This window comes from Burkholderia gladioli (assembly GCF_000959725.1).
Classification (GTDB): domain Bacteria; phylum Pseudomonadota; class Gammaproteobacteria; order Burkholderiales; family Burkholderiaceae; genus Burkholderia; species Burkholderia gladioli.
Window position 1 is genome coordinate 3,627,312 of record NZ_CP009322.1, and the last position, 16,120, is coordinate 3,643,431.

A 16,120-nucleotide genomic window follows, 5' to 3' on the forward strand; every position below is an offset into this window, starting at 1 on the left:
GCCGATCCCTTCTATCTTCCCGAATCGACATCCATGAGAGCGAAGAAGCTTGTTGCCGCCGCGTGCGTCGCGGCGGCGCTGTCGGGCTGCCTGTCCGATGCCGCGTTCGCGGCCCCCGTGCGCTGGCGCAGCGCCATCGTGCACGTGCAGCTCGACGGCAAGGACCTGAAGGACGTGCTGCGCGATTTCGCGGCCAGCCAGGGGATCGCCGCCTCGATCGCGCAGAACGTGACGGGCACCGTCACCGGCCGGTTCGACCTGTCGCCGCAGCGTTTCCTCGATACGCTGGCCTCCACCTTCGGCTTCGTCTGGTTCTACGACGGCAACGTGCTGTCGATCAGCAGCTCGAACGACGTGACGCGCCAGGTGCTGCAGCTCGACCATAGCGAGATCGGCCAGCTGCGCTCCACGCTCAAGCAGATCGGCCTGGACGATCCGCGCTTCCCGCTCACCTACGATTCGGCCTCGGGCACCGTGCTGGCCAGCGGCCCCGCGCAATACGTGCAGATGATCGCCGACATCGCGCAGCGGCTCGACGCCAGCACCGGGCATCGCAACGGCTCGGTGATCCGCATCTACAAGCTGAAGAACGCCTGGGCCACCGACCACGAAGTGCAGGTCGACGGCAACAAGGTCGCCGTGCCGGGCGTGGCCACCATCCTCGGCAACATGTACAGCGTGAAGTCGGGCTCGACGGGCGGCCAGCCCAGCTCGACGCCGAACATGCAGCGCGTGCAGTCGCTCAACGACGTGTCGGGCTCGTCCAACGGCATGGGCGGGGGCGGCGGCGTGCAGCCCCCGCCGCTGCCGCCCTCGATGATGGGCTCGCAATCGGTCGGGCAGGCCGGGCAGGCGTTCGGCGGCGCCTACGACAACGGCGGCGGTGGCGGCGGTTATACGCGCCGGCGCGGTGGTGGCGGAGGCGGCTCCGGCAACGACGTGGCCGTGACCGACGGCAGCGACGGCCTGCCGGTGATCCAGCCCGACCCGATCACCAACTCGGTGCTGATCCGCGACACGCCCGATCGTGTCGGCCAGTATGGCGAGCTGATCCGTCAGCTCGACGTGCGCCCGCAGATCGTCGAGATCCAGGCGCACATCATCGAGATCGACGACGACACGCTGCAGCAGATCGGCGTCGACTGGCGCGCCCACAACAGCCATGTGGACTTCCAGACCGGCAATGCGCAGCAGGCGCAGAACAGCTTCGACGGCGGCCAACTGAATCCGCTGTTCGGCACCGTGCAGCAGGCCGGGCCGGGCAACACCATCGTCAACGCGACGCCCGGCGGCGCGGCGCTGTCGGCCGTGGTGGGCGGCGCGGGGCGCTACCTGATGGCCCGCGTGAGCGCGCTGCAGTCGACCAACAAGACCAAGATCGACGCCTCGCCGCTGGTGGCCACGCTCGACAACGTCGAGGCGACCATGGACAACACCACGCGCTTCTTCGTGAAGGTGGCGGGCTACACCTCGGCCGATCTCTACAGCGTCTCGACCGGCGTGTCGCTGCGGGTGCTGCCGCTGATCGTGCGCGACCAGGACAAGACGCGCATCAAGCTGAACGTGCATATCGAGGACGGCCAGCTGACCCAGCAGAAGGTGGACGACATTCCGGTGATCACCACCAGCCAGATCAACACGCAGGCCTTCGTCGGGCTCGGCGAAAGTCTGTTGATCGCCGGCTTCACCACCGACACGCAGACCAACGGCGTGACCGGCGTGCCCTTCCTGTCGCGCATCCCGCTGCTGGGCGCGCTGTTCCGGTATCACAGCGACGACCACTCGCACGGCGAGCGCGTGTTCCTGCTGACGCCGCGCATCATCGACGCGGGCGTCTGAGCCGGGGCCCGGCGGCGGCATCGCGCGTGCCGCCGGGCCCGATTCGATGAAGGCGGATCGCGGCTGCCCCCGCCTTCCGGTTCGCTTCGCGAGAGGCAGCTTCGCGCAGCCCATGGAAGCCTTCGACCACTTCCTTATAGTGCAATGAGTCGGCATTGCCGCCGTCCATTCCAGGGGAGTCGTTCATGTCGCTGTCCATCAATTCCTTATCGACGCCGTCGATCGATCCGATGTCGCTCTGCACGGGCGGCAGCAACGGGTCGAACAGCTCGTCGCTGATCCAGATCCTCCAGCAGATCGCGCAAATGATCCAGGAGATCACCCAGGCCCTGAAGATGGCGGCCTCGTCCGATGGCGAGGATGGCCTCGGCGGCGGCGGAGGTGGTGGCGGCGGTGGCGGCATGCCCCAGTCGTTCGCGGCGGCGCCGGCCGGCGGCGGAGGCGGTGGTGCGCCGGCGGCAGGCGCGCCGGCTGCCGGTGTAGGCGACGCAGGTGCCGGCACGCCGGTCGCGGGCAGCACGGATGTGCCGAGCGGTAGTGGCAGCGTGGCGAGCCAGATGGCGGCCGTGCTCAAGCAGGGCGGTTTCAACGACACCGCGATCGCCGGGATTCTCGGCAACACGCAGCAGGAAAGCAATTTCGAGGCGGACGTCAACCAGGGTGGCCTGGGTGGTGGCCCCTCGGCGAACAATGCCGATGACAACCAGCACGGCTTCGGTCTGGAGCAGTGGGGCGGTGACCGCAAGGTGGCGCTTGAACAGTTCGCGGAACAGCAGGGCAAGTCAGCGTCGGATCCGACGGTGCAGGCGCAGTTCATCCTGAAGGAAGTCGCCGAGCGGCCGGGCCTGATGCAGCAGATGAACAATGCCGGATCGGCCGGCAACGCGGCCACCATCTGGTGCCAACAATACGAACAGGCGACCGATCCGGAAATGCAGAATCGCGTCAACTACGCGAACGCCTTCGCGCAGAAGCTCGCGCAGGGAACCGTGTAAACGGCAGATCCCGCCGGCGGCGGGATCGTATTGCTTACTTCTCGACATGGCCGGCATCGCGCCGGCCATGTGTCGTGCTGGATCGGCCGTCAGCCTTCGCCGCGCGAACCCGGCAGCGTCGGCATGCGGATCTGGTCCGAGGTGGCGCCGTCGTCGCGCACCGACTTCGCGATCATGGTCGCGCCGATGTGCCAGGGGTTGGCATACGAGGCCCAGGGCTGCGCCAGCGAGGCCGTGAGGCTGTGCCGGGCATGCACGGTGGCGCCGCCACCTGGCGCGACAACGTTTGCGCGGTCGGCTGGCAAGGGGGCCGCGTTCGGGCGTGATTGCGGCGCGCAGGCCGGCGCGAGCTCCGCCATGGCGCGCAGCGCGGCACCCGGCGCGGCTTCGAGCAGCGCCGACAGCTTGTCGTGCTGCATCTCGTCCTGGGCACTCGCCTCCAGCGCGCTGCCGTCGGTCTGCTCGATCCGGTAGCCGTGCGCGTACATGGTGCGCAGCGCCACGCCCGATTCGCCGGTCAGCTCCAGCTTGCGGCGCAGCTTGTAGATATGCTGCTCGAGCCGCCGGCCGACGATGTCTTCCGTGCTGCCCCAGATCGCGCCGGCCAACTGGCGGCGCGTGACGTATTCGCCGGCTCGCGAGAACAGCAGCCAGGCGATCGCGAATTCGCGCGTGGTGACGCGCACGGTGCGCCCCGCGATCTGCACGGTGCTGGCCTGCTGGTCCAGCGTGTACGCGCCTAGCGTGACGCGCTGCTCGTCGCGCGGGGCCGGCTCGGCCTCCACGCGGCGCATGGCGCGAAACGCGCGCGCCGCGAGTTCGTTGCGATCGAACGGCGCGAGCACCACGTCGTCGGCGCCGGCGTCGAAGGCGCGCTCCAGGCTGTCGCGATCGGTAAACGTGCCGACCACCAGCAGGGGCGCCCGGCGGCCGCCATAGAAGGCGCGTCGCGCGAACACGGTGCGCGTGCCGTCGATGCCGGTGGCGGCATCGACCAGGATCACGCGGTAATCATCGCGATAAAGGCCACGCGCCAGGGCGACGTCGTCGTCGAATTGAATGCATTCGACCGAGGCATCGAGAAAATGCTGGCGCAGTCGTTCGAACATGCTGACGTTGGGCGTTAATACGGCGAACTTCAACCTGACCTCCTCTCTACTTGTCCCGTCGTGAAATGAACCGGCAGGCTACTGGCACGGAGCGAAAGTACAGGCATCGAAAAACCAAGGATGTAACTTATTGTTAACCGGCGGAAAGAAATTGCCAGTTTTTGGGGCTTGCAGGCACATCTTTTTCGAATCATGGAATGTAATGTTTAGTTTTTCACCTAAACATAAACTTTCGATATGAAATTGTAAGCTTCGAGCGCCTGGGATCAGACAAGATCGTAAGGGGATCGTCAGATACCTAGAATCAGGTAAAAATCAGGTAACGCCAGCTTCCTTTCGATTTGTAATGTTCGCTGATATTTGGTGAGTAATTCCCGGCAATCTTTTAAATGAAGCGCGCGAACACTTGTGCAGATGCAATAAAAAATCGCATATCTTAATGGCGCGATTTAATCAAGAAATCAAAAAGATGTGTTAGCGCGCCGCGGCTGCCGGGCGGTAGACGAGATAGGTGGCGAAGTAGGGGACGTAGAGCTGGGTGCCTTCCAGGCGGCAACTGTCGCTGGCGGGGAGGCCGCCGCGCGTGTTGATCCGGATCACCGTGCTGACGCGCGTCATGCGACCGTCGCGGCCGCCGCGCGCGCGCGTGCTCGCGGCGATCGTGTAGCGCACCCAGGGTAGGGCGCTGGCGTCGACGATGGTGGCCGCCTCGGTCTTGCCGACCGCGAAGCTGCCGTCGTGGGCGAGGAAGTAGCGGCCCGGCGTGACCGCGCCGACGCTGCGGCCCCGCGCATCGACGAGGGTGGCTTCGGGACCGTAGGGCAGCCAGCGCAAGGTGTCGCCCGCGCTCGCGCCGGGTGTGTCGGCTGCCTGCGCCGGCACGCGACGGCAGCGGTAGACCTGGTCGCCCACCGCCATCAGCGTTTCCTGCCAGGCCTCGGCATGCGCGCCGCGCAGCGAGTCTGGCACGGTCGCGTCGGGCGGGCCGGGCGGGCGTGTCGCGCAGCCGGCCAGCAGCACGAGCGTCAGGCCCAGCATCAGCGAGGCCCGGCCCGCGTGCGAGGCGGGCTGGATGCCGGCGCGCGATGCGCGATGCGCACCACGACGATCGACGAACGGAAACACGTGCATGGCCGCGCCACGAAGAGTCGGTAAACCAATATCAGACAGGAAGCGGGCCCCGGTCGCGTGCCGCGATACGAAGCCGTGCGCGGCGAGCCGCAGCGACTCACCGCGGCCGTCGCGGACCGCCGACGCGCGGCTTGCATGCGCTTCGCATTTCCGGCATGGGGTTCGGATCGACGAAGTTTCGATATGCAGCGGTTGACTAGTATTGGCAACGGCATAGCGCCTCCTATGAACAGGCGGCGTGTGACGTGACACCTTGAACGTCGTACTCGGTACCCATTCATAGGAGGCCAATCATGAATCTCTCGGGCGGAATCAGCCTGCCGAACACCGCGTCGTCGCTGCTGGGCGGCGCGAACCTGTCGAGCCTCACCTCGCAGATTTCGCAACTCAAGCAGCAGGTCGATCAGCAGATCAGCTCGCTGGCCGGTTCGATCATGCAGCAACTGGTCGGCCAGATCCAGCAGAGCCTGGCGCAAGCGCAGCAGCTTGCCCAGCAGCTCGGCGGCCAGCCGGGCGCGGGCGGCCTGCCCGGCGCGGGCGGCGATGCCGGTGGCGCGGGCGGTGCCGGTGACGTGGGCGGCGACGGCGCGCTCGGCGGCATCGGCGGCGCGGGTGTCGGCGGCGCGGCGGACAGCACCGGCATGACGCCGCAATCGGCGGCCGGCGCGCTGAGCTCCTACATGTCGCAGAACGGTGTCGATCCGATCACGCCGAACCAGCTCTACCAGCTCTCGCAGAACCCGCCGGCCGGTACGCCGCCGGATGTCTCGAAGGCCGCGCAGTTCATGCTGCAGAACCCGGACGTGTTCAAGGCGATCGAGACGCACGACGTGCCGGGCGCGGACGGCAAGGCCGGCATCGGCGACATGCAGTGGGCCGCGCAGGGCGGCGCCGACGGCACGCAGGGCGCGCAGGCGCAACCGACCATGTCGGACGGCTCGCCGGTCACCATGCAGTCGGCTGCCGGCGCGATCGCGGCCTATGGTCAGCAGAACGGCGTCGGCACCACCGATCCGAACTCGCTCTACCAACTGGCGATGAACCCGCCGACCGGCACGCCGCCGGACGTGCAGAGCGCCGCGAAGTTCATGCTGCAGAACCCGAGCGCGTACCAGGCCATCGAGACCGCCGACGTGAAGGGCGCCGACGGCCTGTCGGCGATGGCGAACTTCCAGAAGGCCGCGCAGGGCGGCATCGCCGATCCGACGGCCCGGACCGCCACGGCCGGCGCATCCTCCTCTCCCGATACCAGCAAGGTCGCGTCGCAGATGATGATGCGCATGATGCTGATGAGCAGCGGCATGGGAGGCAACGGCCTGGGCATGCAGATGCCCAAGCCGAGCACCGACGACGACGACGTCTGACGGACGCGGCCTGTTCCTCGCGGAACGGGCCGTTTTGCCGTTGGCGTTCGCGTGGAGCCGCCCGAGGCTGCTCCGCGTTTTCCATTCCTATTCAATCAGCCGCGTGCCATGACATCCCTCAATTCGCTTTCGTATTCCCAGACCATGAACGTGCCGACGACGACGGACCCGAGCAGTTCGTCCGGCGGCGGGATACAGAACGCGCTCCAGATGATGGAGCAGCTCGAGCAGCAATTGCAGGCGATGGTGCGCAACCTGGCGAGCGCGGCGCAGCAGCAGGGCAGTGGTGACGACGGCGGCGACGCCGCGCCGTCCGGGCAGTTGCCGCAGATGAACGCGCCCTCGCCGATGCAGGACCCCTCGATGAGCGGCGCGGGCACGCTCGGCGGCGCCACGGGTGCGGCCGGTGCCTCGGGCGCGGCCACCGACGACGGCAAGTACGCCGCGCTCGACCAGTACAGCCAGAGCAACGACCAGTCCGACCTCGCGAAGTGGTCGGACCTGGCCTCGCCGGAGCAGGGCGTGTCGCTCGAGCGTCCGCTGGCGGCCATGCAGATCCTCAGCGGCAAGGCGGGCCCCGACGGCCAGCCGCCGACCGAGGCGCAGAAGGCCGCCGCGATGCAGTTCGTCAACGACAATCCCTCGCTGAAGACGGCGCTGCAGAACACCGGCGCGCTGAAGTCGGACGGCACGATCGACACCAAGAAGATGCAGGGCTTCATGGGCCAGGTCAGCACCAACCTCGACCAGGCCGATTCGGATATCAAGGACTACATGAAGAAGCATCCCGACGCGGATGCCGATTCGGTCAACGTGGAGCGCTCGGCCGGGCTGATGAAGGCCTACAACGCGATCGCCGGCGAATCCGAGGGCCACAAGTCCAACGGCAAGAACGGCAACAACTACACGCACGGCGGCAAGTCGGGCGGCGGCCTGACCACCCAGCAGCAGGTCGAGGACCTGCAGAAGAACTCGGGCTTCAGCTCGGCGCTGAAGTCGGCCGCGCAGGCCTTCGGCTCGGACGGCGGCTTCGACGACTTGGACCGCAGCGGCGACGACAAGGCCACCCATAAGCGCGACCAGATCTATTCGACCAAGAACCTCGACCACTTCCTCAGCGACGACGCGCCGACCACCCAGGCCGGCTCGCAGCAGTTCCTGCAGGACGCGAGCCTGCAGAACATCACCGGCAACACCGATATCAGCTCGCTGAACGGCGACATCATCCAGAACCCGCAGAACTACACGCCGCAGCAGAAGGCGGCGGTGATGGTGAAGCTGATGGAGACCCTGGTGGACGTGCAGGCCGGCGGCTCGGACAAGCTGCGCAACGTCGACAAGACGGTGGCGGCGCTGCAGCAGGACATCCAGAAGCTGGCCAGCGACCCGGCCACGGCGGCCTACCTGCAGCAGACGGTGCCGCCCGAGATGCAGAAGATGTCGGGCGAGTTCCAGGGCGGCGGCGGCGTGAGCCAGGCCGGCAGCGGCGCGGGCGATGCCGGCGGCGACGGCGCGGGCGCGGTGGGCGGCGGCAATGGCGACCAGCAGGCCGGCAACACCATCGACGACGTGCATCGCGGCCTGAGCGACGCCAAGACGGTCACCCAGACGCTGGGCGACCTTGCCAAGGGCGAGGGCTTCATGGGCATCGGCGGCGATAGCGCGGCGGCCGAGGCGGCCGGCGCGGCCGCCACCGGCGGCGCCGAAGGCGCGGCAGCCGGCGCGGAAGCGGCCGAAGGCGCGGCGGCGGGTGCCGAAGCGGGTGCCGCGGCCGGCGAAGGCGTGCTCGGCGCGGTGGGCGGCGCGATGGCGGCAGCCGCGCCGGTGATGGCGGTGGGCGCGGCCGTGGTGGGCGTGGCCGGCATCATCTTCGCGATCGTCGAGGCGGTGAAGAAGCACAACAACCAGAAGGCCTTCGCCTCCAACGTCAACCCGACGCTGCAGCAGTTCGGCATCCCGCTGCCGTCCTGATCGACGCGGCATCGAGGCAAGGCCAGCCAATAGGAGGCAGCATGCGCCGTCTGGTACTGGACCAGCACGACGAGGTCATGCACTTCGTCGCCTCGCGCACGGGCGAGCATCGCTACGACGATGCGCGCTCGATCGGGCTCGCGAAGAACGGCGAGCTGGTGGCGGGCGTGGTGTTCCAGGGGCATAACGGCCCCAACCTGCTGATGCACTTCGCGCTCGGCGAGGGCGTGTCGCAGCACGTGATCACGCCGGCCTTCGTGGCCGCCGCGTTTCTCTATCCATTCGCGATGCTGGGCTGCCGGCGCGTGACGGGGCTGGTGCGCGTCGACAACCTCGAGGCGCAGCGGCTCGACGAGAACCTCGGCTTCGTGCGCGAGGGCGTGATGCGCGGCGCGGCCGGCGACGGCACCGACTTCATCCTCTACGGGATGCTGCGCGCCGAGTGCCGCTTCATCCACGGACGCTACCTGAAGGCCTTCCTGAAGGAGACCGAATCGATTCCGGACGAGGTCGCGGGCGTGGAAGCGGAACGCGCCGCGGCCTGAGTTCGCCACGGGTTCGCCACCTCGTCGCGGTATCGTTCGATCTTCCAGCGCCCCGGGTCTTCAAGCGGCCCGGGCGCTTGCCGCCGCCTGCGCGGCGAATTCCCCCAGCATCCACTCGCGCAGCCGGCGCAAGGCCGCGCTGGTCTCGAAGCGCTCGGCCGTGTAGCAGAGATAGTGCCCCTGGTTGTCCACCTCGATCGGGGCGGCCACCGGCTGCACCAGGCTGCCCGCCTCGAGCGGCGCGCGGATCAGGAAGGCCGGCACCAGCGCCAGGCCCAGCCCCGCCTGCGCCGCCTGGATCAGCACCGCGTACTGCTCGAAGCGCGGCCCCGAGAAGGCGTTCATGCTGGTGACGCGATGGCGCTCCGCCCATTCGAACCAGACGTTCTCGGCCTGCTCGTGCACCAGCCGCGGCGCGGCCGCCAGGTCGGCCGGCGTGCGCAGGGCATGCCTGGCCGCGAATTCGGGCGAGCAGACCGGCACGAAGGTGCGCCCCGCCAGGTAATCGCAGCGCACCCCTTCCCAGCGGCCGTCGCCATAGCGGATCGCCGCGTCCAGCCCGAACGGGAACGGATCGCCGTGCGCCAGGTGGCGCCGGAAGCTCAGCGTCACGTTCGGCGCGGCGGCCAGGAACGACGGCAGGCGCGGCACCAGCCACTTGGTGGTGAAGGTCGGCACGCTGGCGATGGTCAGCAGGTCGCTGTCCTCGCGCACGCTCAGCAGCTCCAGCGAGGCATTGCCGATTTCGCGCAGCGGGCCTGTGACGCGCGCGTGATAGACCTGCCCGGCGCGCGTCAGCGACAGGTTGCGCCCCTCCCGCACGAACAGCTTCACGCCGAACAGCGTCTCCAGGTTGGCGATCTGCCGGCTCACCGCGCTCGGCGTCAGGCCCAGCTCGCGCGCCGCGTAGGAAAAGTTCAGATGTTTGGCCGAGCTCGCGAACGCATGCAGTTCGGCGATGTTCGGATACAGGTGCTTCATCGCGTGGTGTTCCGGATTCGCAAAGGACGATGCGCACTTTGTACGTTTTTTTCATGACGCTGCCATGTCGCCGCCCCACACTGGCGGCCGTCATCGCGATGCCAAGTTCCTGATTCGACTCGGTTTCGCGCCGTTCCTCCCGCTCGTTCACGGATTCGCCGATGTCTTCCTCCGCCGCCGGGGCCCAGGCCGCTGGTGTTCCCATTCGTCGTGGCAATCGCGCGCCCTCGGCCGGGCGCGTGCTGGTGCGCGCGGTGGTGGTGCTGTTCGCGCTCTACCTGCTGCTGCCGATCGCGCTGCTGCTGATCGGCTCGACCGGGCAGAGCTGGACCAACACGCTGCTGCCCAGCGGGCTGACCGGCCATTGGTATGCCGACCTGGCGGCCGACCGGAGCTTTCGCCGCGCCTTCTTCACCAGCCTCACGGTGGCGCTGGCCTGCTGCGCGCTGAACGCGCTGCTCGGCGTGCCGCTCGCCTATGCGCTGCACCACCGTGCGCGCAGCGGTCGTGGATGGGTGGCGCGGCTGGTGATGCTGCTGCCGATCGCCGTGCCGGCGCTCACGCTCGGCTTCGGCTATATCGCCGTGTTCGGCGGCGACACGCTGCCCTGGCTCGGCACGCTGTGGCTGATGATCGCCGCGCACGCGGTGCTGACCCTGCCCTACCTGCTGCAGACCCTGCTGGCCGACCTGCGCCACCTCGACCTGGCCACCCTGGAAGCCTGCGCGGCCACGCTCGGCGCCACCCCGGCGCGCCAGTTCCTCGGCGTGGTGCTGCCCAACCTGCGCCACAGCCTGTTCGCCGGGCTGGTGATGGTGGCGGCGCTGTCGATCGGCGAATTCCAGATCTCGAACCTGATCGCGGGCTTCCGCTACCGCAACTACCCGGTGGTGCTGCTGCAGGCCTTCTACGGCGCCTCGGGCTTCGCCTGCGCCGCCACCGTGGTGCTGCTGGTGCTGGCGGTGGCCGCCACGCTGACCTCGATCGCCACCGTGCAACGACTGAAGTAAGACCATGAGCCTCGAATTCGATACCGTCAGCTACACCTACCCGGGCGCCGCGCACGGCATCTCGGAGATCTCGCTGAAGGCGGCTCCCGGCGAGCTGCTGGCCGTGATCGGCCAGAGCGGCTCGGGCAAGTCCACCCTGCTGCGCCTCACGGCGGGCCTGTTGACCGGCTATCACGGCCGGATCGCGATCGGCGGCCAGGACGTGGCCGCGCAGCCGGTGTGGAAGCGCGGCGTCGGCATGGTGTTCCAGCAATACGCGCTGTTCCCGCACCTGGACGTGGCCGACAACGTCGCCTACGGCCTGAAGATGCGGGGCTTGGGCGCGGCCGAGCGGCGCCGCCAGGCGCTTGCGATGCTCGAGCGCGTCGGCCTGGCCAGCCATGCCGGGCGGCGCCCGGCGCAGCTTTCGGGCGGCCAGCAGCAGCGCGTCGCGCTGGCTCGCGCGCTGGTGATCGAGCCGCGCGTGCTGCTGCTCGACGAGCCGCTGGCCGCGCTCGATGCCGGCATCCGCCATCAACTGCGCGACCAGATCCGCACCTTGCAGCGCGCCTGCGGCGCGACCACGCTGTTCGTCACCCACGACCAGGACGAGGCGCTCAGCATGGCCGACCGCGTGGCGATCGTGGAGGGCGGGCGCGTGCTGCAGGTGGGCACGCCGCGCGAGCTCTACGAGCAGCCGGCCTCGACGCGCGTGGCGCGCTTCATCGGCCATTCGACGATCCTGCCGGGACGCGTGATCGCCACCGATCGCGTCGACGTCGGCTTCACCACCTTGTGCGCGCCCACCGGCGCGGCGCGCGAGGGCGAGGCCGTCGAGCTGCTGCTGCGTCCCGAGCACGTGCAGGCCGACCCGGAGCAGGGCTGCGCCAATCGCATCCACGGCGCGCGCGGCGAGGTGCGCTACTTCGGCTCGACCCATCGCTACGACTTCTTCCCGCATGGCGCGGCCACGCCGCTGCTCGGCGAGGGGCGCGTGGTGGCCAGCCACAGCATCGCGATCGAGCCGCGCCACCTGCGCGTGCTGCCGGCTTCGCCGGGCGCGTGACATGAAGCCGTTCCGATTCGACTCGATGGCGCGGCATGAACCGGCGCCGCTTCGCACTACCGATCAACCCACGCTCGTCCGCCTCGGCGGAACACAGCCAGCACCCCGGAGAACCACGATGTCCGCAGGTCCCACCCTGATCCAACGCCTGCGCGCCGGCGCGCTGGCCCTCGCGCTCGGCACGCTCGCCGCCGGCGCCGCGCACGCGGCCCCGGCCGCGCCGCTCTACCCCGGCGAGGACGCGCTCTACGAGCAGGCCGCCGACGAAGGCCTGGTGGTGTCGTTCGACACCGGCCCCGAGTGGGCCAACTGGAAGGCGCTGTTCGCCGAATTCCGCAAGCGCTACCCGAAGGTCGAGATCACCTACAACGACATCGGCTCGGCCGCCACGGTGGTGGCGCTCGACAAGTCGCGCCGCCGCCCGCAGGCCGATACCGCCTACTACTTCGCGGCTTCGGCGCTGGACGCCAAGGCCAAGGACGTGGTCGCGCCGTTCAAGCCGATCAACTTCGACAGGCTGCCGCCGGTGTTCCGCGATGCCGATGCGCGCTGGTTCACGGTCCACTCGCTGAACATCGCCTTCCTGGTCAACCGCAAGCTGGTGAAGGAGGTGCCCAGGCGCTGGGCGGACCTGCTCAAGCCGGAATACCGGAACGCGGTGGTCTACCTCGATCCGCGCTCGACCGGCCAGGGCCAGGTGGACGTGTTCGCGGCCGCCTACGCGATGGGCGGCAGCGTCGACGATCCGAAGCCGGGCGCCGACTTCTTCGGCAAGCTCAAGAACGCCGGCAACGTGCTGCGCGTGGAGGGCACCACGCCCTACGCGAAGTTCGTGAAGGGCGAGATCCCGATCCTGATCGGCTACGAGAACGACGGCCTGAAGGCCAAGTACAGCGACGGCATGGGCGACGCGGCCGAGGTGGTGATCCCGCAGGACGGCAGCGTCTCGGCGCCTTACGCGATGAGCCTGGTGAAGAACGCGCCGAACCCGTCGGCGGCCCGGCTGTGGCTGAACTTCGTGATGAGCGACGCGGGCCAGGCGCTGTTCGCGCAGGGTTACGTGCGGCCCGCCGTGCCCGGCGTGACGCTGGCGCCGGAGGTCGCCGCGAAGATGCCGAACGCGCCGCAGGTGCATCCGCTCGACGTGGCCAAGGCGGCCGCGAAGAAGGCCCAGGTCGACCAGCTGTGGTCGCAGGCCACGCTCGGCCAGTGATGCTCGCGATCCTGCGCCACGCTCCGAGCCGCCCGCGATGAATCCGCGCTCGACTCCCGCCGCCCGCGACGCGGGCCTGCTGCGCCGCTTCGGCGCGCTGCCGGCCGGCCTGCTGTTCGCGATCGCCTTCGCGCTGCCGCTGGCGGCCCTGGTCGGCGCCGCCTTCGACGGCGGCGGCCATGCCTTCGCCGCCGTGTTCGGCGATCCACTGGTGGCCGACGCGATCGGCCGCTCGCTGGGCCTGGCCGCGGCCACCGGCACGCTGTCCACGGCGATCGGCACCGTGCTGGCGATCGCGCTGGCCGGGCAGGCGCCGGCCCGGCGCCGCCTGTCGCTGGCCGTGCTGGGCGTGCCGCTGGCCTTCTCGGGACTGGTGATCGCCTACGGCTTCATCCTGAGCTTCGGGCGCGCCGGCTTCGTCACCATGCTTCTGGCGAAGCTCGGCGCCGACCCGGCGCGGCTCGGCGGGCTGATCTACACCAGCGCGGGCCTGGCGATCGCCTATGCGTATTACCTGATCCCGCGCGTGGCGCTGATGCTGTACCCGGCCTTCGCCAACTTCGACCGGCGCCCGCTGGACGCCGCGCTCACGCTCGGCGCACGGCCGTGGCGGGCCTGGCTCGACGTGGCCTGGCGCGAGCTGTGGCCCTCGGTGGCGGCGGCCTGGTGCCTGGTGGCGGCGATCGCGCTGGGCACCTACGGCACGGCGGTGGCGCTGGTCGGCACGCAGATCAACATCCTGCCGCTCCTGATGTACCTGAAGCTGTCCGACGGACAGACCGATTTCTCGCAGGCAGCCGTGCTGTCGATCCTGCTGACGGCGCTCTGCACCTGCGTTCTTGCAATGGGGGAATGGATTGTCAGACCAAGGCAACACTGAAGGCGCGTCGCTGGTCGAGCGCTCGCTCGCGGATCTCGCCGCGCGCCAGCGAGGCGCGAACCGGCACCTGATGCCGGTCGGCGTGATCGGCCCGCGCGCGGCCACCGACGAGCAACTGCGCGCGGCCGAGCAGGTCGCGCATGCGCTGGCCCGGGCCGGCATGGCGATCGTCGGCGGCGGCAAGGGCGGCGTGATGGAGGCCGCCGCGCGCGGCGCGCATCGCGCCGGCGGCATCGCCATCGGCCTGCTGCCCGAGGACGACGCGGAAGGCGCGAACCCCTACCTGAGCGTGGCCCTGCCCACCGGGCTGGGCATCACCCGCAACGCGCTGATCGCGCGCGCCTCGCTGTGCCTGGTGGCGGTGGGCGGCGGCCTGGGCACGCTGTCCGAGATCGCGCTCGGGCTGCAATGGGGCAAGCCGGTGTTCGCGGTATGCGATGCGCCGCAGGTGGCGGGCATCGAGAGTTTCGATTCGGCGGACGTGCTGCTCGTTCGCGCGGCGCGCTGGCTGACCACGCTCGCCTGACACGGGGAAGGCGAAGCAGCGACCCTTTCGTTTTTCAAATTAATAGGATTACTGAAAATGAACCAGACCATCATCGCCGCCTGCGTGCTGGGCGGAGCCTGCGCGGCAGCGCAGGCGCAGAGCAGCGTGACGCTGTACGGGATCGTCGACAACGGCATCGCCTGGCAGAACAGCGCCGCCTCGCTGGGCTCGACCGCGGGCGGCCATTCGCTGGTGAAGATGACCTCGGGCGTGTGGGCCGGCAGCCGCTTCGGCCTGAAGGGCAGCGAGGACCTGGGCGGCGGCACCAAGGCGATCTTCACGCTCGAGGCCGGCGTGAACAGCGCCAACGGCAGCTCGCAGTTCAGCGGCGGGATGTTCACGCGCCAATCCTGGGTGGGCCTCGCCAACAACCGCTTCGGCACCTTGACGGCGGGCCGCCAGTACACGGCCTACTACACGATCCTCTCGCCCTGGAGCCCGACCACCTGGCTGACCGGCTTTTTCGGCGCGCATCCGGGCGATATCGATTCGCTCGACAACATCTACCGCGCCAACAACTCGCTGGTCTACCAGTCGCCGACGCTGGGCGGTTTCAGCTTCGGCGCGTCCTATGCGTTCGGCGGCGTGCCGGGCAGCGTCGATGCCGGCTCCACCTGGAGCGCGGGCCTGCAATACAGCAACGGGCCGTTCGGGATCGGCGCGGCCGTCCAGCGCGTCAACAACTCGACGCCGGGCGGCGGCGCCTGGGGCGCGTCCTCCACCACCTCGAACGGCGGCGCGCAAACGGCGGTCTCGGCGATCAACAACGGCTACCAGAGCGCGCAGGCGCAGCAGCGCTTCGCCGTGACGGGCGGTTATCGCTTCTCGGATGCCTGGGACGTTTCGGCATCCTATTCGAACGTGCAGTACATTCCCGGCACGGGTTCCAGCTTCCGCAACACGGCCACCTTCAACACGGCCGGCGCGGTGCTGCATTACCACCCGGCCGCGTCCTGGGACTTCGCCGGCGGCTACAGCTACACGCGCGCCACGCTGTCCAACGGCATCAGCCATGCCGCGCAGTACCAGCAGTTCACGCTCTCGCAGTACTACAGCCTGTCCAAGCGCACCGGGCTGTACGCGGTCGAGTCCTGGCAGCGCGCCAACGGCGACACGCTGTCGAGCAACGGCAAGGTGATCGTCGCCACGCCTTCGCTGGGCGACGGCTTCAGCGGCACGCCCTCGTCATCGCGCAGCCAGGTGGCGCTCGGGGTGGGCGTGGTGCACCGTTTCTGAGCATCGGGGCGGAGTGCGGCAGGGGCGGGGGCTGGGGGCGGGGCGCGCGTCGCGGCGTCCGCCTCGCTCCGGGCTCGCCCCGGCCGGATCGGCTTCGCCCCGGCGCAGCCGATTGCCGGGCTGCGTTCCAAAGACCGGCCGAAGCTGCTAGATTGCGGGTTCGGCGACGTTGCACGGTGCGGGCAACGTCCTTCATACGCCTGTCAAAAAGAGAACGCAGCATGACCCACATCCCCTCTTCGCCTTCTTGCGCG

The 16,120-nt window shown here is 69.1% G+C and carries 14 protein-coding genes; 11 read left to right on the forward strand and 3 right to left on the reverse strand.

Features of this window, described 5'->3' with window-relative positions; genetic code table 11:
• Nucleotides 1-33: 33 nt before the first annotated feature.
• Nucleotides 34-1,839: a type III secretion system outer membrane ring subunit SctC gene (gene sctC, locus BM43_RS15585; RefSeq protein WP_036054795.1), complete on the forward strand. Its 1,806-nt coding sequence runs from the start codon at nucleotides 34-36 to the stop codon at nucleotides 1,837-1,839.
• Between the two features lie 155 nt (nucleotides 1,840-1,994).
• Nucleotides 1,995-2,834, forward strand: a complete 840-nt coding sequence (locus BM43_RS41360; protein WP_155296556.1) for a phage tail tip lysozyme — start codon at nucleotides 1,995-1,997, stop codon at nucleotides 2,832-2,834.
• 89 nt (nucleotides 2,835-2,923) lie between these two features.
• Here the strand turns inward: BM43_RS41360 and BM43_RS15595 are convergent, their stop codons facing one another.
• Both BM43_RS15595 and BM43_RS15600 read right to left on the reverse strand, forming a co-directional pair.
• Nucleotides 2,924-3,943, reverse strand: a complete 1,020-nt coding sequence (locus BM43_RS15595; RefSeq protein ID WP_230676373.1) for a response regulator transcription factor — start codon at nucleotides 3,941-3,943, stop codon at nucleotides 2,924-2,926.
• Between the two features lie 474 nt (nucleotides 3,944-4,417).
• The gene (locus BM43_RS15600) at nucleotides 4,418-5,074 is read right to left on the reverse strand and encodes a DUF3455 domain-containing protein (RefSeq protein ID WP_036054789.1); all 657 of its coding nucleotides are present in this window, start codon (nucleotides 5,072-5,074) and stop codon (nucleotides 4,418-4,420) included.
• A 293-nt stretch (nucleotides 5,075-5,367) separates the two neighbouring features.
• On the opposite strand from BM43_RS15600, the gene BM43_RS15605 reads away from it, so the two are divergent.
• The 3 genes from BM43_RS15605 to BM43_RS15615 all read left to right on the forward strand — a co-directional run bounded on the left by BM43_RS15605 (nucleotide 5,368) and on the right by BM43_RS15615 (nucleotide 8,954).
• Nucleotides 5,368-6,438, forward strand: coding sequence for a hypothetical protein (locus BM43_RS15605; protein WP_042287147.1), 1,071 nt, complete (start codon nucleotides 5,368-5,370; stop codon nucleotides 6,436-6,438).
• 243 nt (nucleotides 6,439-6,681) lie between these two features.
• Nucleotides 6,682-8,409, forward strand: coding sequence for a type III effector HrpK domain-containing protein (locus BM43_RS15610; RefSeq protein ID WP_370448956.1), 1,728 nt, complete (start codon nucleotides 6,682-6,684; stop codon nucleotides 8,407-8,409).
• Nucleotides 8,410-8,450: 41 nt separating this feature from the next.
• The gene (locus BM43_RS15615; protein ID WP_013689101.1) at nucleotides 8,451-8,954 is read left to right on the forward strand and encodes a GNAT family N-acetyltransferase; all 504 of its coding nucleotides are present in this window, start codon (nucleotides 8,451-8,453) and stop codon (nucleotides 8,952-8,954) included.
• 60 nt (nucleotides 8,955-9,014) lie between these two features.
• Here the strand turns inward: BM43_RS15615 and BM43_RS15620 are convergent, their stop codons facing one another.
• The gene (locus BM43_RS15620) at nucleotides 9,015-9,935 is read right to left on the reverse strand and encodes a LysR substrate-binding domain-containing protein (RefSeq protein WP_036054784.1); all 921 of its coding nucleotides are present in this window, start codon (nucleotides 9,933-9,935) and stop codon (nucleotides 9,015-9,017) included.
• 161 nt (nucleotides 9,936-10,096) lie between these two features.
• Between BM43_RS15620 and BM43_RS15625 the strand changes: the two genes are divergently transcribed.
• The 6 genes from BM43_RS15625 (at nucleotide 10,097) to BM43_RS15650 (ending at nucleotide 15,866) form a co-directional block, all read left to right on the forward strand.
• Nucleotides 10,097-10,945 (forward strand): ABC transporter permease, encoded by an 849-nt coding sequence (locus tag BM43_RS15625; RefSeq protein WP_036054783.1) that lies wholly within the window; start codon nucleotides 10,097-10,099, stop codon nucleotides 10,943-10,945.
• Nucleotides 10,946-10,949: 4 nt separating this feature from the next.
• Nucleotides 10,950-11,990 (forward strand): ABC transporter ATP-binding protein, encoded by a 1,041-nt coding sequence (locus BM43_RS15630; RefSeq protein ID WP_036054782.1) that lies wholly within the window; start codon nucleotides 10,950-10,952, stop codon nucleotides 11,988-11,990.
• Between the two features lie 118 nt (nucleotides 11,991-12,108).
• Nucleotides 12,109-13,203 carry an extracellular solute-binding protein gene (locus tag BM43_RS15635; RefSeq protein WP_036054780.1) on the forward strand — a complete coding sequence of 365 codons (1,095 nt, stop codon included), beginning with the start codon at nucleotides 12,109-12,111 and terminating at the stop codon, nucleotides 13,201-13,203.
• 37 nt (nucleotides 13,204-13,240) lie between these two features.
• Nucleotides 13,241-14,083, forward strand: coding sequence for an ABC transporter permease (locus BM43_RS15640; RefSeq protein ID WP_036054778.1), 843 nt, complete (start codon nucleotides 13,241-13,243; stop codon nucleotides 14,081-14,083).
• Between the two features lie 70 nt (nucleotides 14,084-14,153).
• The gene (locus BM43_RS15645; protein ID WP_088555611.1) at nucleotides 14,154-14,609 is read left to right on the forward strand and encodes a TIGR00725 family protein; all 456 of its coding nucleotides are present in this window, start codon (nucleotides 14,154-14,156) and stop codon (nucleotides 14,607-14,609) included.
• Nucleotides 14,610-14,666: 57 nt separating this feature from the next.
• A complete protein-coding gene (locus BM43_RS15650) occupies nucleotides 14,667-15,866 on the forward strand; it encodes a porin (RefSeq protein WP_036054777.1) in 1,200 nt (399 codons plus the stop codon).
• Nucleotides 15,867-16,120: the final 254 nt, after the last annotated feature.